Origin of the sequence: Rhodoferax sp. U11-2br (assembly GCF_018619435.1) — a bacterium.
In the GTDB taxonomy this organism is placed as follows: Bacteria; Pseudomonadota; Gammaproteobacteria; order Burkholderiales; family Burkholderiaceae_C; genus Rhodoferax.
Window position 1 is genome coordinate 82168 of the sequence record NZ_JAHFZF010000012.1, and the last position, 25227, is coordinate 107394.

The 25227-nt window shown below is 61.8% G+C and carries 22 protein-coding genes; 9 read left to right on the plus strand and 13 right to left on the minus strand.

The genetic code is table 11. The features are described 5' to 3' along the window. Positions 1-249: 249 nt before the first annotated feature. The 4 genes from KKO72_RS10000 to KKO72_RS10015 all read left to right on the plus strand — a co-directional run bounded on the left by KKO72_RS10000 (position 250) and on the right by KKO72_RS10015 (position 4118). Positions 250-1476 carry an ArgE/DapE family deacylase gene (locus KKO72_RS10000; RefSeq protein WP_214937856.1) on the plus strand — a complete coding sequence of 409 codons (1227 nt, stop codon included), beginning with the start codon at positions 250-252 and terminating at the stop codon, positions 1474-1476. A gap of 142 nt (positions 1477-1618) precedes the next feature. Continuing rightward, a complete protein-coding gene (locus KKO72_RS10005; RefSeq protein WP_214937857.1) occupies positions 1619-2350 on the plus strand; it encodes a class I SAM-dependent methyltransferase in 732 nt (243 codons plus the stop codon). Next, positions 2347-3252, plus strand: coding sequence for a 1,4-dihydroxy-2-naphthoate polyprenyltransferase (locus KKO72_RS10010; RefSeq protein WP_214937859.1), 906 nt, complete (start codon positions 2347-2349; stop codon positions 3250-3252). The genes KKO72_RS10005 and KKO72_RS10010 overlap by 4 nt, the downstream gene beginning before the upstream one ends. Further along, entirely contained in the window at positions 3249-4118 is an 870-nt protein-coding gene (locus tag KKO72_RS10015) for a bile acid:sodium symporter family protein (RefSeq protein ID WP_214937861.1), read from the plus strand. Before KKO72_RS10010 ends, KKO72_RS10015 begins: the two co-directional genes overlap by 4 nt. On the opposite strand, the gene KKO72_RS10020 is transcribed toward KKO72_RS10015, so the two are convergent. The 4 genes from KKO72_RS10020 to KKO72_RS10035 are packed head-to-tail and all read right to left on the minus strand — an operon-like array spanning position 4115 to position 10738. Continuing rightward, the gene (locus KKO72_RS10020) at positions 4115-7216 is read right to left on the minus strand and encodes an efflux RND transporter permease subunit (RefSeq protein ID WP_214937863.1); all 3102 of its coding nucleotides are present in this window, start codon (positions 7214-7216) and stop codon (positions 4115-4117) included. The two genes, KKO72_RS10015 and KKO72_RS10020, sit on opposite strands and share 4 nt — an antisense overlap. A gap of 12 nt (positions 7217-7228) precedes the next feature. Further along, positions 7229-8443, minus strand: coding sequence for an efflux RND transporter periplasmic adaptor subunit (locus KKO72_RS10025; RefSeq protein WP_214937865.1), 1215 nt, complete (start codon positions 8441-8443; stop codon positions 7229-7231). Between the two features lie 49 nt (positions 8444-8492). Then, complete coding sequence (locus KKO72_RS10030) at positions 8493-9938, minus strand: efflux transporter outer membrane subunit (protein ID WP_214937867.1); 1446 nt, start codon at positions 9936-9938, stop codon at positions 8493-8495. Further along, on the minus strand, positions 9935-10738 hold the full coding sequence (locus tag KKO72_RS10035) for a CerR family C-terminal domain-containing protein (RefSeq protein WP_214937869.1): 804 nt from the start codon (positions 10736-10738) through the stop codon (positions 9935-9937). The genes KKO72_RS10030 and KKO72_RS10035 overlap by 4 nt, the downstream gene beginning before the upstream one ends. Before the next feature lie 468 nt (positions 10739-11206). Between KKO72_RS10035 and KKO72_RS10040 the strand changes: the two genes are divergently transcribed. The 3 genes from KKO72_RS10040 to KKO72_RS21175 all read left to right on the plus strand — a co-directional run bounded on the left by KKO72_RS10040 (position 11207) and on the right by KKO72_RS21175 (position 13806). Then, positions 11207-12163, plus strand: a complete 957-nt coding sequence (locus tag KKO72_RS10040; protein ID WP_214937871.1) for a hypothetical protein — start codon at positions 11207-11209, stop codon at positions 12161-12163. Positions 12164-12812: 649 nt separating this feature from the next. Continuing rightward, complete coding sequence (locus tag KKO72_RS10045) at positions 12813-13181, plus strand: VOC family protein (protein WP_214937873.1); 369 nt, start codon at positions 12813-12815, stop codon at positions 13179-13181. A gap of 154 nt (positions 13182-13335) precedes the next feature. Then, positions 13336-13806, plus strand: coding sequence for a GNAT family N-acetyltransferase (locus KKO72_RS21175; protein WP_371736864.1), 471 nt, complete (start codon positions 13336-13338; stop codon positions 13804-13806). Positions 13807-14005: 199 nt separating this feature from the next. Here the strand turns inward: KKO72_RS21175 and KKO72_RS10055 are convergent, their stop codons facing one another. From KKO72_RS10055 to KKO72_RS10090, 8 genes are all read right to left on the minus strand, one after another. Then, a complete protein-coding gene (locus KKO72_RS10055) occupies positions 14006-14743 on the minus strand; it encodes an aspartate/glutamate racemase family protein (protein ID WP_214937879.1) in 738 nt (245 codons plus the stop codon). Positions 14744-14751: 8 nt separating this feature from the next. After that, complete coding sequence (locus KKO72_RS10060) at positions 14752-15459, minus strand: GntR family transcriptional regulator (protein WP_214937881.1); 708 nt, start codon at positions 15457-15459, stop codon at positions 14752-14754. Positions 15460-15461: 2 nt separating this feature from the next. Next, positions 15462-16346 (minus strand): ABC transporter permease, encoded by an 885-nt coding sequence (locus KKO72_RS10065; RefSeq protein WP_214937883.1) that lies wholly within the window; start codon positions 16344-16346, stop codon positions 15462-15464. Between the two features lie 134 nt (positions 16347-16480). Next, positions 16481-17392, minus strand: a complete 912-nt coding sequence (locus tag KKO72_RS10070; protein ID WP_214937886.1) for an ABC transporter permease — start codon at positions 17390-17392, stop codon at positions 16481-16483. A 218-nt stretch (positions 17393-17610) separates the two neighbouring features. After that, entirely contained in the window at positions 17611-18918 is a 1308-nt protein-coding gene (locus KKO72_RS10075; protein WP_078365789.1) for a PotD/PotF family extracellular solute-binding protein, read from the minus strand. 73 nt (positions 18919-18991) lie between these two features. Next, entirely contained in the window at positions 18992-20038 is a 1047-nt protein-coding gene (locus KKO72_RS10080) for an ABC transporter ATP-binding protein (RefSeq protein WP_214937888.1), read from the minus strand. A gap of 141 nt (positions 20039-20179) precedes the next feature. Beyond that, positions 20180-21433 (minus strand): MFS transporter, encoded by a 1254-nt coding sequence (locus KKO72_RS10085; protein ID WP_214937890.1) that lies wholly within the window; start codon positions 21431-21433, stop codon positions 20180-20182. Further along, complete coding sequence (locus KKO72_RS10090; RefSeq protein ID WP_214937892.1) at positions 21427-22938, minus strand: MFS transporter; 1512 nt, start codon at positions 22936-22938, stop codon at positions 21427-21429. Before KKO72_RS10090 ends, KKO72_RS10085 begins: the two co-directional genes overlap by 7 nt. Positions 22939-22992: 54 nt before the next feature. On the opposite strand from KKO72_RS10090, the gene KKO72_RS10095 reads away from it, so the two are divergent. After that, positions 22993-23556 carry a TetR family transcriptional regulator gene (locus tag KKO72_RS10095; RefSeq protein WP_214937894.1) on the plus strand — a complete coding sequence of 188 codons (564 nt, stop codon included), beginning with the start codon at positions 22993-22995 and terminating at the stop codon, positions 23554-23556. Positions 23557-23561: 5 nt separating this feature from the next. Here the strand turns inward: KKO72_RS10095 and KKO72_RS10100 are convergent, their stop codons facing one another. Beyond that, positions 23562-24233 (minus strand): ATP-binding cassette domain-containing protein, encoded by a 672-nt coding sequence (locus tag KKO72_RS10100; RefSeq protein ID WP_214937896.1) that lies wholly within the window; start codon positions 24231-24233, stop codon positions 23562-23564. A 139-nt stretch (positions 24234-24372) separates the two neighbouring features. On the opposite strand from KKO72_RS10100, the gene KKO72_RS10105 reads away from it, so the two are divergent. After that, positions 24373-25161: an aspartate dehydrogenase domain-containing protein gene (locus tag KKO72_RS10105; protein WP_214937898.1), complete on the plus strand. Its 789-nt coding sequence runs from the start codon at positions 24373-24375 to the stop codon at positions 25159-25161. Positions 25162-25227 lie beyond the last annotated feature (66 nt).

Below are 25227 nucleotides of genomic sequence, written 5' to 3' on the forward strand. Positions count from 1 at the left end.
TGCGTATTGGGTGCCCAACTCCGCGGATGTCCCCCGGCTTGGGCCCTGCCCAAGCCTCCTCCTTTATTCCGCTGCGTCAGACACCCAACACACACCACTCGCAAATCAGTTTGCAAGCAAACCCAGGCAGATAACCCACCGGCTGCTGCGTAGCGCGAACCAGAGGCGCTTGCCCGTCAGCACCCTCAGCATGATGCTGTAGGGTCAACACACAAGCGCAACAACCAACACAACCCACCCAAAACTCCCATGACCACTGAAAACCAACTCGACGCCTGGATTGACGCCCACTTTGACGAACAGGTGGCGTTTTTGCAGCAACTCATACAGGTGCCCACCGACACACCACCCGGCAACAACGCGCCACACGCTGAACGTGCCGCTGATTTGTTTGAGGCCATGGGTCTGAAGACTGACAAACACCCGGTGCCCGCATCGGACGTGCAGGCCGCTGGGCTGCAAAGCATCACCAACCTGATCGTGCGCCGCAGTTATGGCGCGGGTGGCAAAACGATTGCGCTCAACGCGCATGGCGACGTGGTGCCGCCCGGTGAGGGCTGGACACATGACCCCTACGGTGGCGAGATCGTGGACGGCAAGATGTATGGCCGCGCTGCCGCGGTGAGCAAATGCGACTTTGCCACCTACGCCTTTGCCATCCGCGCGCTGGAGGCGGTGGCCAAACCAACCCAGGGCCAGATTGACCTGCTGCTGACCTATGACGAAGAATTTGGCGGTGAGGTCGGCCCGGCCTGGTTGCTCTCTCAGGGGCTGACACACCCGGACCTGATGATTGCCGCTGGTTTCAGCTACCAGGTGATCACCGCGCACAACGGCTGCCTGCAGCTCGAAGTGACGGTGCATGGGCAGATGGCGCACGCCGCGATTCCCGAGTCGGGTGTGGATGCTTTGCAGGCTGCGGTGAAGATCCTCAACGTGCTCTACGCACAAAACGACCTCTACCGCGCCACCCTCACATCGCAGGTGACGGGCATCACCCACCCGTATCTGAACGTGGGCCTGATCTCGGGTGGCACCAACACCAATGTGATTCCTGGCAAAGTGACTTTTAAGCTTGATCGCCGCATGATTCCTGAGGAAGATGCTACACAAGTCGAAGCAGCTCTGCGCCAACTGATAACTGAGACCGCCGCATTGTCACCCGGTGTGACGGTCGATGTGCGGCGCATTTTGCTGGCCCAGTCGATGAAACCACTGTCGGGCAACCAGCCACTGGTGGACGCGATCCAGAAACACGGTCAGGAAGTGTTTGGTGAACCGATTCCCGCGCTGGGCACACCGCTCTATACCGATGTGCGTCTGTTTGTCGAGCGCGGCATCCCCGGCGTGATCTACGGCGCCGGGCCGCGCACCGTGCGCGAGTCGAACGCCAAACGCGCTGACGAACACCTGGTGCTGGACGACCTGCGCCGTGCCACCAAGGTCATCGCCCGCAGCCTGCACGACCTGTTGTGAGCCGCAACGGCCGTGTCCGGCCGGGCGTTCGACATTCGTCAACTAAAATTGACAGTTTCTCACCTGCGGCACCAACCGTGTCGCAGGTGCTTGGGCCACCTGCCAGCTGCTGCGGCCAGACTTTTGCAAGACCACCGACCTGATGCGCCAAGAACACGAGATCAACCACAGCTTTGGCCGCGAATCGGTCAACCCCACTGAGCGCCGCGACCGCATCCGCACGGTGTTCACCGCCGTGGCCCCGCGTTACGACCTGATGAACGACCTGATGAGTATGGGCATCCACCGCCTGTGGAAGCGCAGATTAGCCCGCTCGGTGCAGGGTATCCAGGGCCAGGTGATTGACCTGGCCGGTGGCACGGGCGACGTGGCGCGGCTGCTGCGTGCACCTGGGCGGCACGTGACGGTGTGTGACCCAAGCCTTGCCATGATGCAGGTCGGCCAGCAGCGCCCCGACATGGTCGGCATCGACTGGCTGGTGGGTGAGGCTGAACAACTGCCGCTGGCAGACGCCAGTGTGGACTTGCTCACCGTGTCCTTCGGGCTGCGCAATGCCACGCACCTGGAGCGGGCGCTGTCAGAAATTCACCGCGTACTCAAACCCGGTGGCCAGTTTGTCTGCCTGGAGTTTTCTCAGCCCGCGTTCTGGCTGGCGCCAATCTACAACCTGTATTCGTTTCTGCTGATCCCGCGCCTGGGTGCGCTGGTGGCCCGCGCGCCGATTGCCTACCAGTACCTGGTGGAGTCGATCCGCCGTTTTCCCAACCAGCAGGGTTTTGCCGATCTGATGCGCCAGGCGGGTTTCACAAACATCCGCTGGAACAACCTGTCTTTTGGCATCGCCTGCCTGCACTATGGAACCCGCCCTCAATGAAATCTGAACAGATGCTGGGGGTGCCCTCCTCTCGCCTGCTGGTCTGGTGGACCGCGATTCGCCCGCGCACCCTGAGCATGGCCGCCACCCCGGTGCTGCTGGGCTCGGCCCTGGCCTGGGCCGACGGTGCTGTGCCGCTGTGGCCGGTGTTTGTGGTGACGCTGCTGTGTGCGCTGCTGATCCAGATCGGCACCAACCTGCACAACGATGTGGCCGACTTTGAGCGCGGTGCCGACCGGCCGGACCGCATCGGGCCCTTGCGTGTCACCGCCGCAGGCTGGGCCACACCGCAGAGTGTGCGCCGCGCTGCGGCCTTGAGTTTTGGGCTGGCGCTGGTGTTGGGCCTGCTGCTGGTGTGGCAAGGGGGCTGGCCGATTCTGGCCATTGGCATCTGCTCGCTGATTGCGGGCTGGGCCTACTCGGGCGGGCCGTACCCGATTTCACACAGCGCCCTGGGTGAGTTGTTTGTGCTGGTGTTTTTTGGCCTGCTGGCAGTAGCTGGCAGCCACTGGTTGCAAAGTGAGAGCACCACCTTGGCGCCCTGGCTGGGTGGTGCGGTGGTGGGCCTGCCCGCTGCGGCGGTGCTGCTGGTCAACAACTACCGCGACCACGAGGCCGATCTGCGCCAAGGCCGTTTGACCCTGGCCACCCGGCTCGGGGATGCCGGGGCCGCGCGTGCTTATGCGGTCATGGTGCTGCTGCCTTTTGTGCTGGTGCTGGCTTTGGCTTGGGCTGGGCACACCGGTGCCATGCTGGCCTGGCTGGCCATTCCCCACGCGCTGAAACTGATTCCCCAGCTGCGTCGCCAGGCCTCGGGCGCGCAGCTGAATCAGCTGCTGGGCGCTACCGCCAAACTGGGGCTGTTGCTGGGCTTGTTGCTGTCGGTGGGGGTTTTCCTGTGAACCCAGCCGTGGTGCAGACCCTGTTGCCACTGGCGCTGGCCTTCATCATGTTTTACCTGGGCCTGACCCTGGTGCTGGCCGATTTCCGCCGGGTGGCGCAGCGGCCCAGGGCGCTGCTGGTGGGGCTGGTCGGGCAGATGCTGCTGGTACCACTGGCCGGGTTTGCCGTGGCCACTTTTGCCGGGCTGGACCCGGTGATGGCCGTGGGCTTGATGGTGCTGGTGGCCTGCCCGGGTGGCGTCAGCTCGGGCCTGCTCACCCATCTGGCGCGCGGTGACACCGCGTTGTCAATCTCACTCACGGCGGTGACCAGCCTGGCCTCGATGCTGAGCTTGCCGCTGATCGTCAACACCGCGCTGCAAGTTTTTATGGGCAGCAGCCTGACAGCGCAATTGCCGCTGTTCTCGATGGTGCGCAGCATTTTCCTGCTGACCACGCTACCGGTGCTGCTGGGCATGGCGCTGCGCTGGCAATTTCCGAAGCTGGTGGCGCGGCTGGAACCGGTGGCGTCCAAGGTAGCCACCACCTTGTTCCTGCTGATTGTGCTGGCCACCTTCTGGGACCAGCGTGCCGTGTTGTGGCAACACCTGCCCACCCTGGGCCCGGCCACGCTGCTGCTCAACGCCTTGATTTTGGGCGCGGCCTACCTGCTGGCCACACAGGCCCGGCTGCACCACGCGGACCGCATTGCCATCGTCACCGAATGTGGTTTGCAGAACTCGGCGCTGGGCATTTTTGTCTGCCTGCAATTGCTGGCCTCACCGGCCATGAGCGCCCCCAGCGTGGTCTACGCGCTGCTGATGAATCTGGGCGCGATTGTGTTTGTGCTGGTGATGCGCCAGCGCCGCAGCACGGCACCCGCTTAGTTGGGTGCGGCGCTGCGGCCGTGCCCAAACAGCCGCTTCACCCAGTCACCAAAGTCATCCACCACGGTGAACACCGCCGGGATCACCAGCAGGCTCAACACGGTGGAGGTCATCAGGCCACCAATCACCGCCACCGCCATCGGGCTTCTAAAGCTGGCATCGGCACTGCTCCAACCCGCCGCAATCGGTAACATGCCTGCACCCATGGCCAGCGTGGTCATGACAATCGGGCGGGCGCGTTTGTGGCAGGCATCCAGCAATGCGTCCACCCGGCTCATGGGCGCCACCACCGGGTGGCCGTCGCTGCCGTCATGGCCACGGCGCGCCACGATGGCGTACTCCACCAACAGGATCGAGTTTTTGGTGGCAATACCCATCAGCATGATCAGACCAATCAAGGACGGCATCGAAAAACTCTTGCCCGTCACCAGCAACATCACAAACGCCCCACCCAGCGAGAGCGGCAGCGCCGTCAGGATGGTGAACGGGTGCAGGAAGTTCTTAAACAGCAACACCAGCACGATGTAGATGCACAACACCCCCGCCAGCATGGCCAGGCCAAAACCGGTGAACAGCTCACCCATCACCTCGGCATCACCCAGCGCCAGCTGTTTGACACCCGGTGGCAAGGCGCGGATCGAGGGCAGCTGGTCCACCGCAGCGGCCACATCCCCCAGCGGCACGCCAGACAGTTCGATGTCGAAGTTGATGTTGCGCGAGCGGTTGAGCCGGTCAATCGCAGCCGGGCCGTCGGACAGCGTCAGGGCAGCCACCTGGCTCAGCATCACCGGGCCATGGGTGCCGGGCACACTCAGGCGGCCCAGCAGGTCCAGGTCTTGCCGCGCCACATCGGTGAGCTTGACCACAATCGGCACCTGGCGCTGGCTCAGGTTGAGTTTGGCCAGGCCCGAGTCGTAGTCGCCCGCCGTGGCAATGCGCAGGGTTTCACCAATGGCACTGCTGGTGACGCCCAGGTCGGCAGCGCGGGCAAAGTCGGGGCGCACCACCACCTCGGCACGCACCAGGCTGGCGCTTGAGGCAATCTGCCCCAGGCCGGGAATGGTGCGCAGGTCTTTCTCGACCGCGTTGGCCGCTATCGCCAGCGCCTGCGGGTCGTCGCCGCTGAGCACCAGCTGGAACTTCTCGCCACTGCCACCCAGGCCGACCTTGCTGCGCACACCGGGCAGCTCAGCCATGGCTGTCCGGATGTGGTCCTCAATACCCTGTTTGAGCGGGCGGTGGCCGCGCTCGGTCAACAACACGGTGAGTGTGGCCTTGCGTACCTCCGCCGCGCCGCCACCCTGGAACGGGTCGGCACCGGCCGAACCACCGCCGATGGTGGTGTAGACACTTTTCACATGCTCCACCTGGCTCAGCAGCAGGCGCGCGGCCTCTGCCGCCACACGGGTCTGTGCCAGGGTGGCGCCCGGTGGCAGCTCCAGGCTGACCTGGGTCTGTGAGTTGTCGTCCGGCGGGATGAAGCCCTTGGGCAAGAGCGGAATCAGCAGCAGCGAGCCCACAAAAAAGACGCCCGCTGCCGCCATGGTGAGCCAGCGGTGCTGCAGCGCCCAGGCGCTCCAGCGCAGGTAACGCGCCATCCACCAGGGGTCTTTGTGGGCACGCGGGCTGGGTTTCATGATGTAGGCGGCCATCATCGGGGTCAGCATACGTGCCACCACCAGCGAGGCAAACACAGCCAGCGCCGCCGTCCAGCCAAACTGGCGGAAGAACTTGCCCACCACCCCGCTCATGAACGCGGTGGGTAAAAACACCGAGATCAGTGTGAAAGTGGTGGCAATCACCGCCAGACCAATTTCATCAGCGGCTTCCATCGCCGCCTGGTACGGCGGTTTGCCCATGTGCAGGTGGCGCTCGATGTTTTCCACCTCCACAATCGCATCGTCCACCAGCACACCGATCACCAGCGAGAGCGCCAACAGGGTGACGACGTTCACCGAAAAACCCAGGTAGGCCATGCCGATAAACGCGGGCAACACCGACAACGGCAGCGCCACCGCCGACACCACCGTGGCGCGCCAGTTGCGCAAAAACAACCAGACCACCACCACCGCCAGAATGGCGCCTTCGTATAACAGCACCATCGAGGCGTCAAACTCCTCAGCCACCGGGGTGACAAAGTCAAACGCTTCGGTCAGCTCCATGTCTGGGTGCTGGGTCTTGAGCTCTTGCAGCGCCAGCTGGATAGCCGCGCCGACCTCGACCTCACTGGCACCCTTGCTGCGGGTGACTTCGAACCCGACCACCGGCACCCCGTTGAGCAAGGCGGCTGAGCGTGGCTCGGCCACGGTGTCGGTGACCTCAGCCACCTGATCGAGCCGCAGCCGCCGACCGTCACTGAGGGAGATCTGCAACTGCGCCAGCTCAGCCGCCGTTTTGACACTGACCACGGTGCGCATCGGTTGTTCGCCGCCACCCAAGTCGGCACGGCCACTGGCGGTATCTTGCTGCGTCTGGCGCAACTGGCGCGAGATCTCCGCCGCCGTGGCGCCCAGCGCCTGCAGCTTGATCGGGTCCAGCGCCACAGTCACCTGGCGCGTGACCCCACCCACCCGGCTGATGGCACCCACGCCTTTGACCGACAACAGGCGGCGCGTCAGGGTGTTGTCGACAAACCAGCTCAGCGCCTCGTCGTCCATGCTGGGCACCCGCACCGCAAACGCCAGAATCGGCGAGCTGGCCAGATCCATCTTGCGCACCACAGGGTCGTTGACCTCGGTGGGCAGGTCGGCACGCACACCTTGCACCGCAGAGCGCACATCGTCCACCGCTTCCTGCGTGGGTTTTTCCAGATGAAACTCAACGGTGATGGACACACTGCCGTCGTTCACTTTGGTGTAGATGTTTTTCACACCCTGCAGCGGGGCCACGGCGTTCTCGAGTTTGCGGGCAACCTCGGTTTCCAGCTGCACCGGTGCGGCCCCCGGCAAAGCGGCAGAAACGATGACCATGGGTAAGTCCAGGTCGGGCATTTGCTGCACCTTCATGGACCGGAAAGACAACAAACCGGCAACACTCAGCAGCACAAACAACATGGCTGCCGGGATCGGGTTTCGGATGGACCAGGCGGAGACGTTCATCTTGAATGCTCCTTATTGACTAGCTGCTTGCCCAGGCGCCACCTGGGCTGGTGTGCTTTTCTCTTTGGAAGGCGTGGCGCTGGCATCCACCACGCGCACCAGGTCACCCTCGGTCAGGAAACTCACACCACTGGCCACCAGCCGATCGTCCGCCGCAACGCCAGCCAAGATCTCGACCTGCTCACCCAGCCTGCGGCCGGTTTGCACCTTGCGCTGGCTGATCTTGTTGTCGGCCCCCACACGCATCACGTAGCTGAAGCCGTCACGCACCAGCACCGCACTGTGTGGCAGGGTCATGGCGCTGGAGCTGCCCAGCGCAAACTCGCCCCGGGCAAACATGCCGGGCTTGAAACTGGCCGCCACACCTGTCGCCGCATTCCCGGCGCTGCCTCCCTTGGGGGCCGCCAGGTCCACATACACCAGGCCATTGCGGGTCTGAGCGTCGACAGTTGGCGCCACCATGCGCACCCGGCCCTGGGTCTGGGCGCCGCCCGGGGCGGTGACCAGCACCGGGGTGCCCACGGCCACCTGACTCAGTTCGCTGGAGGTCAGCTCGGCACGCCACTCCAGGCGGCCCTGGCGGATCAGGCGAAACATCTCGGTGCCCGCGCCCAGCACCGCACCCACGGTGGCGCTGCGGCTGGAGACGATGCCCGCATCAGGCGCCAGCACCCGGGTGTAGCTCAGGCGCAGCAGCTGGGTGTCGAGTTGGGCTTTGGCCGATTCCACACGGGCCTTGGCGGTGAGCTCCTGCGTCAGGTAAACGTTGATCTGCTGGGCGCTCAAGGCACCTGTGCCTTGCACAGCGCGGGCGCGGTCCGCATTGGCGGCGGCCTCTGCCGCATTGGCCGTGGCTTCACTCAAAGCAGCACGCGCCAGCGCCACCTCGGCTTGTACCGGCTCGGGCGCAAACCTGGCCAGCAGTTGGCCGCGTTGCACACGGTCACCCACCTGCACCAGCAGCTCTTGCACCCGCAGGCCACTGGCCTCGGCGCCAATGCTGGCCTCTTGCCAGGCCGCCAGGTTGCCATTGGCCGTGAGTTTGATCGGCAGAGTGCCCGAGCGGGCCTGGGTCAGGGTCACCGTCAGCGCGGGTTTGCTGGTGGCGCTGGGGGTGACGGCATCTGCCGCGGCGGGCTGCAGGGCCAGCAGCACCAGGCCACCGGTGACCAGCAGACAAGCGGCCATCAGGCCCAGGGTGAGGGGTTTGAGTTGGATGAGCTTCATGACAAAAAATCGTTGAAATACAAAAAGACGGTGGCCGGAACAACGCCGCTTACAAGGCGGTGTGGGTCAGTGCGGGGCTTGGTGTTGGGCCGGGGGAGGACAAGCGGTCGGGCTCGAACCCGCCACCCACAGCGCGGTACAGCGCCACCCAGGCCTGCTGGCGCTCCAGCGCCAGGGTCAAGACGCTGGACTCGGCGGCCAGCGCGCTGCGCCGGGCATCCTCCAACTCCATCAGGCTGGCCAGGCCTTGGTCAAAGCGCTGCTGGGTGGCGGCCAGTGCCTCGGCATACCCTTTGGTGGACACCTCGGCATCCAGCTGGCGGGTCTGCACACTGCGCAGGGTCAACATGGCCTCTTCCACCTCACGCACGGCCTGGCGCACCTTGGCCTGGTAGGTGACCACGGCGGACTGGTAGGCTGCGTAGGCCGCCTGCACATTGGCTGCGCGCTGGCCACCGTCAAACAGCGGCAAGCTCAGAGCCAGCGGGCCAAACGACCAGGTCGACACCTCGCTGGTGCTGGCGCCGCTGCGCACACGCAGGTTGCCAATGCTGCCATTCAGGCTCAAACGCGGCCACTGCTGCGCTTTGGCGCTGCCCACCTGGGCGCTGGCCAACACCACATCACGCTCGGCGGCAAACACATCGGGGCGTTGTGACACCACCTGAACCGGCAAGGCCGCTACTTCAAAGATAGCTATCTGCCCTTGATTTACATGGGCTAGAGCCAGTTTTTGCCTCAAGTCAGGCTCAGGCACAGCGGTCAGCGCCACCAGGGCTTTGACATCGAGCTCACACAAGCGGGTTTGCTGGGTCAGGCGGCTGTTGGCCTCGGCCGCACTGGCGCGGGCTTGTGCCCCCACCGACGGTGCGACAAACCCGGCCTGGGCGCTGATGGCGGTCAGGCGTGCGGTTTCCAGCCGCGAGGCGGCGTCACGCTCGGCCACACCCAGCTGGCAGGTGCAACTGGCAAAGCTGTAATAGGTGTTGGCCACCTCGGCAGCCACCAACACGCGGGCGTCGTGCCACTGGGCCTGGCTGCCTTCCACCTGCGCCTGAGCCGCGCGGCTGACCGCACGGTTGGCACCAATCAGGTCCAACTCCCAGGCGGCTTGCACACCGGCCTGCGAGCTGGTGGCCACCGGCACATCGGGCTGGCTGACACCCCGGCTGGCACTGGCCTGGGCGCTCAGGTTCGGGATCAGCGCGGCATTGGCGGTGGCCTGGTTGGCACGGGTGGTGGCAATACGACTCACGGCCTGCGCCACCGACGGGCTGGCGGCTTGCGCCGCTTCAATCAGCTCGACCAGCAGCGGGTCACCCTGCTGCTGCCACCAGTTCGACAAGGAGGACACGGTGCCCTGGTGTGGCAACGGTGCCTGCCAGGCAGGCGCCACCACCATCGGCACCTGGGCCGGTGGCATCAGGTTGGCGCAGCCGGAGAGCGCCAGCACGGTGAGAGACAGGCTGGCAAAAGGCTTGATTCTGAAATTCATGGTGAGGGGGAAACAGGCTGAGGCAATGGACGGGTGGCAGACTCTGCCGTAGTGGCTTGGCGGCTTGATGGTGTGGGGGGGGAGGCAGCGGTGCTGCCTTGGCGGCGCATGGCCTCGGCCTCCACCATGGCCATGCCGTAGCTGACCAGGCGGTCGCAGTACACATCCACCGCCTCTGGTGTGGACAGCAGCGCGGGCCGTATGGCGGCCACCACGTCACCCACCACATGCGGTGTGATGCCCAGACCCATCAGCGTGAAGGCGAGACGGTGAATGTCGTCATCCGCTTGCGCCAGACCCAGGTGCTTGCACAGTGCCGCCAACAGCACCGCATACGTCGGTTTGAAGTCGGTCTCGATTTCTTCGGCCCACAAACCGGTGGGCTCCAGCATTTCGCGGCAATGCAGCTTCATACATTGCTGCATCGCCTCACCCAGTTTGAGGGGCGCCACCACCCCCCGCAACATACCTTGCAGCGCGGGCTCCAGACCACGCTCGGCGCCGTCCAGAATGTCATTGGTCAACTGGGGGTTGGTGCGCTGATCAAAGTACACGGCACGGTACAGACCGGCCTTGTCACCAAAGTAATAACTGATGGCCGCGACATTGGCGTGCGCCGCCAGGGCAATTTCGCGGATCGAGGTCTTGGCAAAACCCTTGTCGGCAAACAGCACCAACGCCGCATCCATCAGGCGCTGACGCGCCTCGATGCCATCACTGCGCACGGCGGTGACAGCTGTGGTTGCTGGCGGCGGTGTACCGACGAGCCGGGTGTCGGGTGAGTCAGGCGCGTGTTTCATGCGGTACATTGTAGTCAGTTAAATCAAACGTTTGATTTAACTAGGTTGCCAGCAGGGTGAAGGTTTTCCGTTGAGCGGACGCGCCTTGGGTGGCAGGGGATGGGTAGGGGCGGCGGCCTCATACCGCCAAATGCGCAGAAAACGAAGTTTTGGCGCAGCCAAATCGGCCGCCACCCCTCCCCATCTCCTGCTGGCAAGCGAGGTTTGAACTCGATACAAGGACCCCAAAGGCAAGGAGAGGCAGATGACCGAGATGCAGCGGCACCTGTCATTCGCCATCGACCGCTTTCAGCGGCGCTCAATCATCACGAGCTAATACCGTGGGCGAAGTGGGCGGAATACTTAATGAATTGAAACCCTTGGGCAAGACACGTCCAAATTGAATCGACGACAGTAGTAACTACCAACGAATATCACAGGCAAAAGGGAACCAATTGGCCATGATGAAAGTCGGCTAGGATGTTACGTTTGCGTCAATTGAAAATGTTCAAATTTGAATTCGCGTGCTTCGTCACTTTGACTTGCCTAATGCTTCCCGCCCACGCTTTCAAGGGTGGCATTGAGTCCCTCAGCGGAACATGGCTCGTTGAGGCAGAAAACCATGACTGGGCTATTGAACGCGGTTTAATAACTGCCGAATATCCGGTTCTTGTCGTAGATGCTGATGGAAAGTTTCGTGCCTATCGGTTTGGCGTGGACTGCGAAGAGGACCCAATCGCTAGAGGCAATTTGGATGAAAGAGCAAAACGAATCCATTGCGAGAACTCGACAACTGCGAACAAATCAGACCAAATGGGCGGTCACGCCGTTCTCGTCACTGAGGGCGATCTTCATCAAGTGACGCCGGGGAGTTGGCAATTTCTGCCTTCGCCCAAAGGTCGCGCATTGCTTGATGACGCCGCAAATTCAAAGCCGTTGCGTGCTGGTTCGCTCTTTCGAGGCTCGCCAACTCAACTCGCAATTTTTATGCAGATGATGGCGGACCCGGTTGAAATTGTGCGAGATGGTCGACATTTACATTTTTCGCTAGCGGGTGGCAAATGGCGTGCAGTTTTTAAGCAATATCCGCGCGATGTGTTAGTGGATGCCGGGGTTGCCAACTACATAATCGGCCTTCCATACGGTCAGTATTTTCGATGTACTCTGCGAGTATTCGATGATGACAACTTGAATTCAGCTTTGATAGCGGAGTTGTTGAAATTACGTCGCTTGGTGCGGTCGATCAATGATATGGCTCAAGATCAAATATTTGCGTGGGGCGAAGCCAGTAAAGGCAACAAGGATGCCCTGTCCCAATGGGAGGCGAAGAACCGCAAAAATTACGATATGGAATATGCTGAACTTTCGCAAACACCAGCAATGAATGCTGCGGCCAACAGGAACATCGGTGCGTACCTTGGCTGCCCGAAGCGCGATGGGATGTAGTACGCGCCTGCCACAATGATAGTTTTTGAGGGGCCCCATGTGTCCGGCATATAGGAAGCAGTTTGAATGCTACGACTAACGCTTTCAGTCTATTGCGGGTACTCAGAGTCGCTAGATTGAACGGCAGGTATGTGGCAGGCAGATCAGCAAACTGTAGACCCGCTATCAGCCTTAACCTGCCTGCCGTCAAAACTTCTTAAAACCGTTGAAGGCGGGTGGTGGGATTACCGGGCGCAGAACCCATTCGCGTGATGAGACAGGCGGCGCACCATCCTCAGCAGCAACACCCCAGCCAGAGGCCGACCCAAGTCGTCTCCCGCGAGGGGGCCGGAGAACGGTAACCCCGCCGCCCGACTGGCGCCACGCGAACCAGCGGCTCAAAAGAACACCATTAACTATAGCTGCCCGCCCTTATTCCACAAGGGCAAAAGGCCGATTTGATATCCAGAAGCAAGCCTTTTGAACTCGGCGGCTATAGTGCAGACAGCCAATACGCTTGCGGCGCTGGGCAAGCAGCCCAACAGAACGCAAGACGGGAGTAGCCACTTTTTTGTTGTGAACAACAACACACTTCATTAAACCGGCTGCTTGCTTGCCCCGCACATCTGCGGGACACATCCAAGTTCGGCCTTGTAGCCTGGAGCCCGAAATGTCAAACCTCAAAATCACTGAAATCAAAGCGTTCGTTCCATCCAAGGATTTTGAACTGTCCAAACAGTTTTACAAGGATCTTGGATTCACGATGGCCTCTGAAGGTGGCGGCATCGCCTACTTTCATTTTGGCCAGGTCAGTTTCCTGCTCCAGGATTTCTGCGCGGAGTCGTTTGCCGAGAACTTCATGATGCACATCCTGGTCGAGGATGTGAACTCGTGGTGGGAGCAGGTCCAACAAAGTGGCGTGCTTGAGAAGTACGGGGTCCGTGTGACAGCGTTGGAAAATCAGCTGTGGGGCATGCGCGACTTCTGTCTCTACGATCCATCGGGTGTTCTGTGGCGCATTGGCCAGAACATCGAATGAACACCAAGGGCAACCTATGCTGCCGACATCGACGCCGAAACCATCTTTCCAGCAGACCACCTTCGACGCCTGCTGAACTCCATTCTTAGACCGCAGACAGACGAAGCAGGGGGCCAACGTGATTCAAACACTCGAAACACCCAGGCTGCGCCTTGTGCCACCAAGCCAGGCTTGCGCGAAGGCCTACGAGTTGTTCTATACAGATGCCGAGGCTTCGCGAATGTACGGCGGTCCTATCACAGCCGCCGCAGCTTGGACGCGACTCTCATCCGACCTGGGTTCCTGGTACTTGCAAGGCTTCGGTGTCTGGGCAATGCAGGAAAAGTCGGATGGTGAGTTCCTAGGAACCTGCGGCTTCTGGCAAGGGAGAGACTGGCCACGAGAACTTACTTGGTGGCTCCTGCCGCAGTACAGAGGTCATGGCTTCGCCAAGGAGGCATCGTTGGCCGCGGTACATCACGCATACGAGGTTCTGGGCTGGTCAGCGGTTGAGACGTACATGAACGACCAGAACACCCAAGCCCGGGCGCTGGTACTGAGCCTGGGTGGCCAGAAAGCGAGACGGCAGGGCTTTCCCGACGGGAAGGAACGTGATGTGTTCATCATCCCCCGCACTGCGGTCTAACAGGTGAGGTCCTACGGCTAACCGCTTCAATTCGGACGCTGAACCTGCATGTCAAGCAGTTGCTGCGTCATGATGCGTTTGGCCGACTCCAACCTTCACCCACCTGGCGTAACACCCAACAACAGCTCAAACAACTTCAAGAACCATAGCCTCCAGCCCTTGATTCAAAAGGGCTAGAAGCCAATTTGACGCCAAGACTTCAGCGCAAACCCAACTGCATCAGTTCGGGTGACAACGCCACCCAAGGCACATCAAACCCGGGGGTGGCCCGCTGCGGCGGCAAAGGTGAGTTGCGCAGTGCCCAGGTGGCGCCGGCAACCACGCTGTCCACAATCGGCACGTTCACAAACGGCTGAATCTGCGCGGCCATGCCAGCCAACCCTGCGCCACCCAGGATCACGGTTTGCACACCGAGTTGGCGCACCGCATTCAGGCAAGCCTCTGTCAACAACTGACGCGCAGCCACCGGGTCGGCGGCCAGTTGCGCGCCGGTGGGTGCCACGGTGTGGATACCAGCCAGAGCCTGGGCGTGACCGAGCGACTGCGCCAGCCGTTGCAAAATCGGCGCCCAGCGCTCACCGCCGGTGACCACCGCAAACCGGCCATGGCGCGCGGCCTCGATGAACGCTGCCTCGGCCAGGCCAGTGACAGGCACCGGGCTGCTTTCGCGCAGGGCTTGTAAGCCGGGGTCACCAAAACAGCCAATCAGCACCGCGTCGGGCCGCCCTTCTGGCGCCGTCAGTGCAGCAGCCCAGGCGTCGAGTGCGGCATGGGCGGCCACTGCGTAGCTGGCCTCGTCCGAAATATAGGGCGCACCAAAACGTGCGGTGACCGAGCGCACCATCACATGGGAGCCGACGGCGCTTTGCACATGCTGTTGCAGCAGCGTGGTGACGTTGGACGAGGTGTTGGGGTTGATGACGAGTAATTGCCGCATAAAGGGACTCAGGCCGGTGCGCCAAACAGCGCGTTGAGATCGGGCGGGGTGTCGTCTGCGGTGTTGAACTGCAGCTGAGCTTCAAGCCGGGCCAGGTGCTCGCGCATGCGTTTGGCGGCTTCCTTGGTGTCACGCAGGCGGATCGCATCCAGCAAGGCGCGGTGTTCGTTGCAGCCGCAAGAGGTGGCGTCCATACGCTCAAACTCGTGTGCCGGGCTGTAAGTCATGAGCACCAGCGAAGTACGCGATGTCAGCTCACGCAGGATGCGCGCCAGTGTGTCGTGTTTGGCGCCCTCGGCAATCAGTGAGTGGAATTCACCCGACAGGCGGATGGCGCGGCGCATGTCACCGGCTTGGCGGGCCGCTTCTTCGTCGTCAATACATTGTTTGAGCTGCGCCATGTCGGCATCGGTGGCCTGAGCGATAAAACGCTCCACCAAGGAAGGCTCAATCAGGCGGCGCACCTCAAACACCTCACGCGCTTCTTTTTCGGTGGGCTGGGCGATGGTGGCGCCCCGGTTGGGTGTGAGGGTGACCACCTGCTCGTTGGCCAGGCGCACCAGCACCGGGCGGATGCGTGTGCGCGACACGCCAAACGCGCTGGCCAGCTTGTCTTCGACCAGCTTGGTGCCGGGTGGCAGCTTGTGGTCCAGGATGGCGGAGATCACCCGCTCGTACATCTCGGCATCGGACAGCGGCGCGGCTAACTCACTCATTCTCAACCCTTGTTTTGTCTTTGCTTGAGCCACCAGGCCAGGCCAATCGCCAAGGCCATCACCAGCAATGATATGACGGTGGTGACCGTGCCCAGGGCGTAAATCGACGGGGTGGTCACGGTGGTGGTCAGGCCCTGCAATTCAAGCGGCAAAGTGTTGACATCGCCAATGGCTTGTGAGGTGCGGGCGATCTCGTCCCAGCTCAGGGTGAAACCAAACATGCCAATGCCGACGATGGACGGCGCAATCAGCGGCAGCACCACATGCCGGAATCCTTGCCAGGGTGTGGCGCCCAGATCCCGCGCGGCTTCTTCATAGGCCGGGTTGAAGCGGTTGAACACCGCAAACATGATCAGCAGGCCAAACGGCAGCGTCCAGGTCAGGTGCGCGCCCAGGGCCGAGGTGAACAGGCCCAGCGAGCTGCCGTATTCTTCGAGCGTGCTGGTCATACCCAGGGCTTCAAGCGCCCATTTGAGGCCCGAGTCGATCAGCCGGAACTCCAACCCGATGCCCAGCGACACAATGATCGACGGCATGATCAAACTGGCCACCACCACATAAAACAAGGTGTTGCCACCGGCCAGTTTCTTGCGAAACGCCAGCCCCGCCAGCACCGAGAACAAGACCGTGAGCACCATCACCGCCGTGCCCAGCGCCAGCGAACGTTTAAGCGCGGCACCAATGTCCACCACACCCAAGCCTTCGGCCAGCTTGTAAAACCAATGCAGCGAAAAGCCCCGCAGCGGAAAGGTCAGGCCACCCTCAGGCCCCTGAAAACTCAGCACCACAATGACCAGCATCGGGCCGTAGAGGAACAACACAAAGGCGGTGAAAAAAGCGGCCAGCAACCAGAAGCCTGCGGAGCGTTGGTCAGAAGTATGTGACATGGATAAACATCCTATTCAATGTGCGGCCAGCGATACAAAGCGCGAAACACCGCGGAACCGGCTTTGCCGGGCCGCTGGTGTTGCCCCCTTGAGGGGGGAGGCGGCTACGCGAAGCGAGCAAGCAACGGGGGTGTTCATAATTCTTTTCGGATATCAACCAGCCGGGTCAGCGCCCAAATGATCATCAACACAATGCTCAGCAAAATCACCGCATTGGCTGCTGCCAGCGGGAACTGCAGGTAAGAGGTCTGCACCTGGATGATTTTGCCAATCGACGCGATCTGCTGGCCACCCATGACACCAATCGTCACAAAGTCGCCCATCACGATGGTGATGACAAAAATCGAGCCGATGATGATGCCGGTGCGGCACAGCGGCACGATCACATTCCACAGGGTTTGCCAGGCGCTAGCGCCGCTGTCGTTGGCGGCCTCGATCAGGCTGCGGTCGATGCGCATCATGCTGTTGAAAATCGGCACGATCATGAACATGGTGTAGAGGTGCACAAAGGCCAGCACCACCGAAAAATCCGAGAACAGCAGCCACTCAATGGGCGTGTTGATCAGCCCGATGCCCTGCAGGCTCTGGTTCACCAGCCCGTTGCGCCCCAGCAGCGGCACCCAGGAGATCATGCGAATCACATTGCTGGTCCAAAACGGGATGGTGCACAACACAAACAGCAGCGTCTGCACCCCGCTGGAGCGCACATAAAACGCCAGAAAGTAAGACACGGTGAAACCAATCACCAGCGTGATCAGCCAGACCAGAAAACTGAATTTGAAGGTGGACAGGTAGGTCTTGAAGGTGACACACATCTCGTCCATGTTGCTGCAGCCGTCAAACACCGACACATAGTTTTTGAAGGTGAAGGCCGGCAGCAACTCGTATTCATTGAAGTCCCAGAAGCTGACCATGCCAATCAGCGCCAGCGGGATCAGGAAAAACAACACAAACACCAGGGAAAGCGGCATCGCCTGCCACCAAGCCGCAATGCTGCGACCGGGTGCCTGGGTGGAGGCTGGGAGGGTTGTGGTGGATGTGCTCATGGTGTGTGTTTCATGTCTTGCACCCTCGCCCCTTGGGGGAGAGGGATGGGGTGAGGGGTTTTGGCGCTCATCTGATCTAGCAGCTTTTATAAGAGAAATTGGCTTCTAGCCCTTTATCTACAAGGGGATATAGCTATCAAATCAATACCTAACCGATGGCAGCGCCGCCTGCCCTCACCCCTGTCCTCTCCCGCAGGCGGGAGAGGGAGCGGTCAAGGTCAGGCCGCGACGAACTCATTCCATTTTTGAACCATGTAGTTGTTTTCATCCATCACCGCGTTCCAGCAGGCGATGCCACCCATGCGGGCTTCGTAGCTGCCGCCGTCGCGCACGGCACCGGCCTTGGCCAACACGTCTCCATTGGGGCTCTTGATGTCTTGGGTGGCGGCCTTGCCTTCCATCCAGTAGGCCCACTCGTAGGCTTCCATCTTGGACTTGGCGGTGTCGAGCACGGCGCTGTAATAACCTTGGCGGTTCAGGTAGGCACCGGCCCAGCCGTCGAGGAACCAGTTGATGAACTCATAAGCACCGTCGAGCTTGCGTCCAGACAGCGTGGCGGGCAGACCAAAACCGGCCGCCCAGGCGCGGTAACCTTCTTTCAAAGGCTGGAAGTTGCAGGCAATGCCCTTGGTGCGCACCGCAGTCACGGCGGGCGACCACATCGACTGGATCACCACCTCACCAGAAGCCATCAAATTCACCGATTCGTTGAAGTCTTTCCACAGGCTGCGGAACTGGCCAGCTTTTTTGGCTTCAATCAGGGTCTTGATGGTCAGGTCAATTTCCTTCTTGGTCATGTTGCCCTTGTCGGGGTACTTGTAGATGCCCATGGCTTCGACCACCATGGCGGCGTCCATGATGCCGATGGACGGGATGTTCAGGATGGCGGCCTTGCCCTTGAATTCGGGGTTCAACAACTCGGCCCAGGAGTTGATCGGGCGCTTGATCAGGTCGGGGCGAATGCCCAGCGTGTCGGCGTTGTACACGGTGGGGATCAGGCTCATGAACTGGGTTGGTGTTTTGGAGAACACCTTGCTCTTTTCGCCCTCCAAATAAATCACCTTCTTGGGCGCGGTGCCCTGCTCACCCACAGCCTTGCCGGCCACGGTGCCGGTGGTGAACAGCGTGGTGATCTTGTCGGCATTCTTGATGCGTTTGACGTCAATGCCCTTCAAGTTGCCGGTGGGCACAATCTTCTTGAGCGAGAAGTATTCGGTGTCAATCAGGTCGAAGCTGTTGGGGGCGGTGACAGCACGTTTGGTCACGTCGTCGGTGGTCACGGCCACGTACTGGATCTTGATGCCGGTGTCTTTTTCAAACTTTTCACCAATGGCCTTGTCCTGGTTCACGGCGGTGCCCAGGTAACGCAGCACGATCGGCTCGGCCGAATGCACAGCCGGGAACATGCCGGCGGCCAGAATGCCGGCCGTGCCTTTGAGCAGGCTGCGGCGTGGCACAGAAGCGTTCAACGCCCCGGTGGCAACACCGCTGGCGATGTCGGTGATGGTTTTGGTGATGTCAGTCATGGCAAAAACTCCTGGAGGGCTGAAAAATCTTCTTGCGAAGTGGTGGGGGGGGGGGGAGAAGAACGGTTGGGTGTTAATGGGCCAGCGCGTGGGCGGCATCGGGTGACCAGTGGAGCTGCACACTCTCACCCAGCTGGTACGGGCGCGCCGCAAAAGCAGCCTCAGGCACCATCACCGAGATCTCGGCGGTGGCACTGGCAGAGCGGTCCTCGCCGGGGTGTTGCAGACCCACCAGCACATAGGTGCCCTGGTATTCGATGTCGGTGATCACCGCACGCTGGTTGCCCGCGCCGTCGGCCAGGCCGGGTACATCGGCCGAGAGCTGCATGTGGTCGGTGCGCACACTGATCTTGCCCGTGGGCGTGGCCAGCACATTGTGGCCACCCATAAAACGCGCCACAAACTCACTCACCGGGCGGTTGTAGATCTCATGCGGGCTGCCCATTTGTTCGATCACACCGTGGTTCATCACCACCATGGTGTCGGCCAGGGCCATGGCCTCTTCCTGCGAGTGGGTGACGTGGATAAAGGTCAGGCCCAGCTCTTTTTGCCAGCGGCGCAACTCGGCACGCATCTGGATGCGCAAAAACGGGTCCAGTGCCGACAGCGGCTCGTCCAGCAACAACACACGCGGCTGGGTGATCAATGCCCGTGCCAGCGCCACACGCTGCTGCTGGCCACCTGACAGCTCGCCCGGTTTGCGCGCACTCAGGTGGCCCATGGCGACACGTTCGAGCAAATCTGCGGCCTGTTTGTGGCGTGTGGCCTTGTCCACACCTTTCATCTTGAGGCTGAAGGCCACGTTGTCCAGCGCACTCAGGTGCGGGAACAGCGCAAAACTCTGGAACATCATCGCGGTGCCCCGCGCGGCGGCGGGCAAATCGGTGATGTTGCGGTTTTCCAGCAGGATGTCACCCGCCGTCACCGACTCGTGCCCGGCAATCATGCGCAGCGTGGTGCTTTTGCCGCAGCCCGAGGGCCCCAGCAAACAGCAGTAACTGCCGCTGGCGATGCGCAGGTTGATGCCATCCACAGCGGGTTTGGCACCGGCGGCATAACTTTTGGTCAGCGCCACCAGTTCAACGGCGTCGCGGGGGGTCACAGGCGTTTTGGCGTTCATGCCAATCACGTCAGCAAAAGCTATGCCAGGATTGTGTACAGGCTAAATCACAGATTGCATACAAAATCGCACACGCTTGGTGCGCAATGCTGTCCCGCCCACCCAATTCCGGTGCGGGCGGCGGGAATTGGGGCACGGGCTCTACAAGCCGTCATCCAATGCCTGGATGGACTTGGCGGTGAACCCAAGAAGCGCCACAACCGCCCCCACCAGCCCAAGCAGCACAAACATCCAGCGCACACCCATCCACTCACCCAGTGGCATCCCGAACAACAAGCCCACGGGTGCCGCCAGCCCCATGACCGCGTTGAGCAAGGACAGCGCCCGCCCCTGCAGATGGTTCGGAATGCTGGTTTGCAACAGCGCCACCAGGGGCGCATTACCCAGCGCAAACGTGACCCCGCTGATGATCCAGCAAACCACCGCCGCCTGGAACCAGCCGCTGGGCATCAGGCTGGTCAGCGCCATGGCCAGACACGAGGCCGCCAAACCCGCCAGAACCCAAGGCACTTTGCGCTGCGGCGCCAAAGCTGTCACCAACAAGCCGCCCAGAATCATGCCGAGGCCCTCCAGCCCCTCCATCAGGGCCACCTCGGGCGCGCCGCCCCCAAAATGGGTTTTCACCAGCAAGGGCACCAGGGTGAAGGTCGGCATCACCACCAGCACCACAGCCGCCAGCAAACCATACAGCCGACGCAAGCCCGGGATGCGCCACACCAGGTGCACCCCTTCGACAAACTCGCCCCACATGGCATGTTTGCCCGCCTGGCGCACAAAGGTCTGCGGTATACCCAGCACCAGCAGCGGCACGATGCCCAACAAAGCGGTGATGACATCGATGCCCAAAGCCCAGCCCATCGGCAAAACGCTGATGGCCAGCGCCCCCAGCGGGGCTGCGGCCACCATCGTCAGGCTTTGCAGGGTTTGGTTCAAGCCAGCGGCACGTGGCAAAAAGCTGGTGGGCACCAGCATGGCCACACTGGCCTCGGCGGCAGGCATCTGAAACGCCTGCATCGCACTGCGAATACCCATCATGACGTAGACATGCCACAGCGCCACCTGTTCGGTGACAAACAGCAGCATCAAGACCAGCATACACAGGGCGCTCACAGCATCTGCCGCGATCATCAGGACACGGCGGCTATAGCGGTCGGCCAGGGTGCCGCCCAAGGGGCTCAGCAGTGCCTGCGGCAGCAGCGCCACCATACCGGCAAACGCCAGGGAAGACATGTCGCCCGTGGTGTCTGTGATCCACCACAACAACACAAACTGCGTCAGCGCCGAACCCATCAGCGACAACGCCTGGCCGCCATAAATCAGGCCAAAGCGCCATTTCCAAGGGCTTGGCGTTGCCTGCGCCAGAGGGGCGCTGGCCGATGCCGTGGCGCCTAACATTCCCGCACCTGTGCTGCGTTGGCGGCACCCGCACCGTTCTTCCAGTACACCCAGGCGGCCACCGCAACCAACAGAGCCACCAACAGCCCCAGACTGGATGCGTAGGCCGATTCAAACGAGGCATGGGCCACCGCCACCAAGCTGGCCTGGGCAGACCCAGGCAGCGTTTGGGCCGCGCGTAATGCAGCCTCCAGGCTGTCTGCCACCTGCGCGTCTGGCGACAACCAGGCCTGCGTCGCCATGTGGCTGCCATACACCGCAGACATCAAACTGCCCACCACCGTGACACCCAAGGCGCCGCCCAACTCGTAAGACACCTCCTCCACCGAGGCCGCCATGCCCGCCTGTTGTTCGGCAATGCTGTTCATCAAGGTGGTGGAGGCGGCACTGATCACCGCCCCTACGCCCAGGCCCAACACCACCAGACAGCTGCCCTGCACCCAGGTGCTGGCATCACGCCACAGCAGCAAACCGCCAATACCCACGGCCGCCAACAACAAGGACCCGATCAGCATTCGCATGGCGCCAACACGGTGCAGCCAAGCCCCTGCCAGCGGCCCCACCACCAGGGAGGCCAGTGGCAAAGGCAGCATGAACAAACTGGTTTGCAGGGGTGACATGGCCTGCACCAACTGCAGGCGCTGGCTCAGCACCAGTTGCAGACCCATCAGGGTTGCCGCAGCCACCACGGCCGCCAAGACCGAGGCAAAAAACCCGGGCGTGCGAAAGATCGCAAAGTCCAGCATGGGCTGGGCCAAACGACGCTGTCGACGTGTGAACACCACCAGACAAGCCACGCCAAGCGCGGTGGCCAAGCACACCTCCGACCACGACGACGCCTGCAGCCCCATGGACTTGATGGCATAGGCCAGAGCAATCAAACCCACCATCACCTGGAAAGACCCCACACCGTCCCAATGCCGGGAGGTATCCCCCGCCATGCGGGGAATCAGCAGCCAGGCCAGCACCAGCGCCACCAACACAATCGGCACGTTGATCAAAAACACCGAGCCCCACCAGAAATGCTCCAGCAAAAAGCCGCCCAGCACCGGGCCAAACGCGGCGCCGCCAGACGCCACCGAGGCCCACACCCCAATGGCCACAGCGCGCTCTTGCTCGTCCGTGAAGATCAGGCGAACGATGGACAGCGTGGACGGCATCATCAAAGCGGCGCCCACCGCCAGCAGGGCGCGCGCCAGGATCAAAACCTCTGGCGTGGGCGAAAAAGCCGCCAGCAGCGATGCCAGGCCAAACACGACCAAGCCGCTGACAAACAGACGCTTGTGACCCAGCCGGTCGCCCAGCGTGCCCGCCCCCAGCAACAGGCCTGCGGCGACCAGCGCGTAGGTGTTCACGATCCACAGCTTCTGCGACGCGGTAGCGCCCAGGGCCTGGGTCAGGGTCGGCAAGGCGGTGTAGAGCACCGTCATGTCCGTCACGATGAGGAACAAGGCGCTTGAGAGGATCGCCAATATGATCCAGCGCTTGGCGTAAGAAGAAGACATTACCATCACCATACGATTAAAATATGACCGTATTTTAATTAGAAAGCTCCAAACATGGGTAGACCGCGGGTTATTGACCGTGAACGCTTGCTTGACATGGCCGAAGACATCGCCCGCCATGAGGGTGTGGCGCGGCTCACCTTGGGGGCCTTGGCCCTGGCCGCCGGGGTGTCCAAAGGCGGCGTGCAGGCCATTTTTGGCACCAAAGACCAGCTGATGGACGCACTCTTTGCGCGCTGGGTCGGTGAATACGACAGCGAGCTGACGGCCAAGGTTGGCCCCACACCCAGCCCGCTGCAGGCGCTGGGGGCTCACATCGACCTCACCCGCGACATCGACGAGGCCGAAGCCCACCGTGCCGCCGGGCTGCTGACCGTGCTGTTAAGCACCGCCGATCAGCGCCAGAAGTCCAATGACTGGTACCGCAGCCGCCTGGATTTGGCAGACCTCTCCACCCCGCAGGGCCGCCGGGCGCGCATCGCGTTTCTGGCCACCGAAGGCGCCTTCTTTTTGCGTTGTTTTGGTCTCTTGAAAATGGCCGAGCCGGAATGGCACGACATCCTGGACGACATCCGCCGCGAGCTTTTGCCAGAAGACAGCGGCAAGCTCACCAAGTGACGGCCTCAGTCGCCCAGGTCAATCACCTGCGCCAAGGCCATACCCGCGGGTGCTTCGTACTGCGCCAGCACCAGAGCGCGATCAGTTTGCTGTGAAGCAACCTCCAACTGCCGCAACACATAACGGATAGAGGCCCGGTCCAGCGCCGCCAGCGGGTCATCGAGCAAAGTCACCGCAGCCCCCGCCGCAAACGCCGCCGCCAGCCAGACCTTGCGTTTGCTGCCGGTGGACAACATGTAGAGCGGCTTGTCCAGATGTTCAACCAACGACAGCCCCGCCAGCAACTCGGCCCACGCCGGAGCTTCGGGCGGCAAAAAACCCGGCCACTTGGCGCGCTGCTGTGCGAAAAACTGGTTGGGACAAATGGCGTCAAAAACATCGGTGCGCGGGTCGATCCAGAACACCTGCTGCCGGTAAGCCAACGGCTGCGCCTGCAAAGACACGCCCTTGATCTGCAAACTGCCCGCCTGCGCCGCCAGATCACCCGCAAGCAGGCGCAGCAGCGTGGTTTTGCCGCTGCTCTCACCCCCCATCACCAGGGTGACGCCGGGGCCAATACAGGCCGACCAGCCGTCAAACAGCACACGCTGCGGGTAAGAAAACGCCAGCCCGTCCACCCGCAGGAGCGTGTTTTGCGGGTTGCAGGGGGTGGTGACAAGCGGCGTGGGCACAGACATGGATTATCTAAGTTTCATAGCAATAAGCCCTTATTTTAAAAGGGCTACCCGACAACCATGGGTCGCGACATGTGCCGCGTCACGGGTGTCGCTACCTGAATGTGAAAATCGTCACCTCAGAAAAACAGAGGATAAAAACATGCACAAATTGAAGTTTGCCATCGCCGGTTGCGGTTTTCTCGGCAACATCGTGGCTGACGCCTGGCGGCAGGGGCTGCTGGCGGACTATGAACTGGTCGGTTGTTTTGGCCGCAATGCGGCATCCACAGCAGCACTGGCCGACAAAAACGCCTGCCAGCCTTGCGCAACCCTCGACGAGTTGCTCGCGCTGCGACCTGACTATGTGGTGGAGGCGGCGTCACCCGGTTTGCTGCGTGACATTGCCCAACCCACGTTAAACGCAGGAGCCAACCTGATTGTGCTGTCCATCGGCGCCTTCGCCGACGCAGACTTTCTCTCTCAAGTCGAAACGCTTGCGCGCACAACGGGACGGCGGGTGCACCTTGCGTCGGGTGCGATAGGTGGCTTCGACGTGCTGCGCACTGCCGCGCTGATGGGTGCCATTGACGCCGGTATCCGCACCGAAAAAGGGCCTGCGTCACTGCGCGGGACACCCATCTTCAATGAGGAGTTGCTCACGGCCAGCGCGCCAAGCGAGGTGTTCTCCGGCAATGCCCGTGACGCGATCAGCCTGTTCCCGACCAAGGTCAACGTGTCTGTGGCCACGGCGCTTGCCACGGCAGGTGTGGCTGCCACGCAGGTCAGTATCAACAGTGTGCCGGGCTTCCTGGGTGACGATCACCGCATTGAGGTTCGTGGTGAAGAGGTTCATGTTGTTGTCGACACTTATTCCCGCACCAGCGCCATTGCCGGCTGGAGCGTCGTGGCCTTGATGCGCAACCTCGCCGCGCCAATCGCTTTTGGCTGAGCGAGAGGGGCGGAGAACGACAGGCCTGCCTGCCGCCTGGCGTCACCCTCACCCAAAACACTAATC